This window comes from Novipirellula sp., assembly GCF_041583735.1.
GTDB lineage: Bacteria > Planctomycetota > Planctomycetia > Pirellulales > Pirellulaceae > Novipirellula.
This window is the reverse complement of record NZ_JBFHFD010000943.1, coordinates 1-2,338: the sequence shown is the minus strand read 5'-3', so window position 1 is coordinate 2,338 and position 2,338 is coordinate 1. Positions and strand designations below refer to the sequence as shown.

Here is a 2,338-nt window from a genome sequence, read left to right as displayed (position 1 = left end):
GCAAACTCCAAACCGAGCGCCCGCGTCATTTGGACCACCGCCCCTTTACTGGTTGCGTAGGGCGTTCGATTGGCCAAGCCGACCAGCCCCAGGGTGCTGGCCATGTTGATGATCCGGCCGTACTGCGTCTGCTTCATCACCGCCGAAACATGTTTACAGCACAACCACATGGCATCGACATTGATGCTTTGGACTTTGCGAAACTCTTCCAGCGATAACTCCTCGATGGGGCCTCGGATGTTGATGCCCGCGTTGTTAACGAGGATGTCAATGCGACCAAATTCGTCAACGCAGCGCCGCGTCAACGATTTGACTTGGTCTTCATCCGAAACATCCGCAGCCATTCCAATCGCTTTGACGGGATACTCCGCCGCGATCGCCGCCGCAGCATCTTTGGCTTCTTCTTCGTTGCGACTGACGAGCAGCAGGTTGGCGCCAGCAGACGCCAGGCCCGCCGCCATCGCCTCACCGAGCCCCTTGGATCCACCGGTGACGATGGCAACTTGGTTGTCGAGTCTGAATTGCGAGATACCGGGCCAGCGAGTCATTGATCGTCCACATGAATTGAGTGATTTGAAAACACCGACCGGTCGCGAATAGCGTCGCGTTGGGTCAGGTCCATTGTAAGACAAGATCAACAGTGCATCACTTGGCCGCCGTCGATGTTGATCGTCTGACCGGTGATATTCTTGGCATGTTGCGATGCGAGGAAGATTGCCATCGCGGCGCACTCCTCGGCCGATTGCCAGCGGCCAAGTGGCGAGACGCGGCGCAGTTTTTCCTTGGACCATGCCTCGAAGGACCGTCGTTCGGACTCGGGCAATCGCGTTTGACTTGCTTCCCAGATGGAATGAGTCAGCTCGGATTGCACCATCCCGGGCGAGATGGCATTGGATCGAACGCCAAAGGGAGCCAAGTCGCGAGCAGAACACTGCATGAAATTAATCAACGCCGCCTTGGCCGCACTGTAGGGTGGGTCCGTCTGCGATCCCGTTTGACCAGCGACCGAGGCGAGAAACAAGAACGTGCCCTGTCTGCGGTCGGCAAGTTTGGGGGCGAAAACATGAGCAACATTCACCGCCCCGAGCAGGTTGACCTCGATCACCCGCGTCCAATCTGACGGATTCAGATTCCAAAATGGGAAACCAGAAACGCCGCTTCCGACGCCGACCGAAAACACAACGTGTTGAATGTCCACCGCTAAATCGGCGACACGACGGACATCACCGATCTCGGACACGTCACCCGAGACGAAATCGCCAAACTTGATTTCACTCGAAGCTGTAGGCTGTTGTCGATCAAAGCCGAAGACGCGACAGCCTTCCGCCGCGAAAGCGCTGGCGATCGCATGTCCGATGCCTCTCGCGGCTCCAAAAACAATAACGCCTTGTCCATCAAGTTGCAGGTTCATTCGTGGGATACTCAAGAGTTATTTTTCCTGCATCGATCCTTGGTACGCGTCAGCGGTGCAGCGATGCATTCGATTCCGAGCCGCCGTTTTGTCAGATACAGTCCTACCAAGCTCGACTGAAACGATCTAGTAGGTTGCAAATATCCTGTTGACTCTGCTGCGAAAAATGATCGGCTCTTCGCTGTGGAGCTTCTTCATTTTTCGATCGCGTTGATGTTTAATCGATCGAGCCGCCTTTGCGAACGCAATACGTGGCGATCGGAGCTAACCCTGAAGCGTCTGCGATCCGAGTGAGAGGATAATCCAGCTGGCTTGGGCAGACTGGTTTCGGTCGACGCCGCTGCGGCTGAGAGTTATCGATCGTGCGATACAGAGTTGTCATCCGCCGTTGTTAATCTCGACGACGCGTGTCGATATTGTGCTTGCTAGAAACAAACAGAAAGATTGCAAAGACAGATTGTTGAATGGATTGATTATTTTGTCTCGATGTTTCGGTTAAATTTCTGGGGAAATGATTGGCGAGCAATGTGACGTAATTGAATGACGAAGTGATGACGCATGCACACATCCGCTGCCGGGGTGAGCTTCGCCAAATCGTGTCTACCACTTCCCCTTGGAGGTCGTCGCTGAACCGATAAACCAGTATATTTCTGAACGTCGCGTACAAGCACGCGAACCGCGATGCGTGGTACGACGACTAAGACACAAGGCAATGACGAGCTGGTGATCACGTTGACCTTGAAACCATAGCTTCACGCCCGATCACGCTAACTGTTGACAAGACACTCTAGGCTCTGTCTGAAAACCTTAAATTGCGGAATTCCATGGGGCGATGATTCGAAGATAGCGACCGATCATCGATAGTTTCACCATTGCAAGAAAGTTTCGTGCGAGCTTCTCATAGCGAGTGGCGACACGACGACACTC

General features: G+C 54.0%; 2 protein-coding genes. Both read right to left on the bottom strand.

Going from position 1 to position 2,338, the window contains the following annotated elements; all coding sequences use genetic code 11:
• Window positions 1–548: SDR family NAD(P)-dependent oxidoreductase (locus tag ABX962_RS34850; RefSeq protein WP_372726260.1), on the bottom strand; the 548-nt coding region annotated here is incomplete at its 3' end.
• 86 nt (window positions 549–634) lie between these two features.
• Window positions 635–1,411 carry an SDR family NAD(P)-dependent oxidoreductase gene (locus ABX962_RS34845; protein WP_372726259.1) on the bottom strand — a complete coding sequence of 259 codons (777 nt, stop codon included), beginning with the start codon at window positions 1,409–1,411 and terminating at the stop codon, window positions 635–637.
• Between the last annotated feature and the right edge of the window lie 927 nt (window positions 1,412–2,338).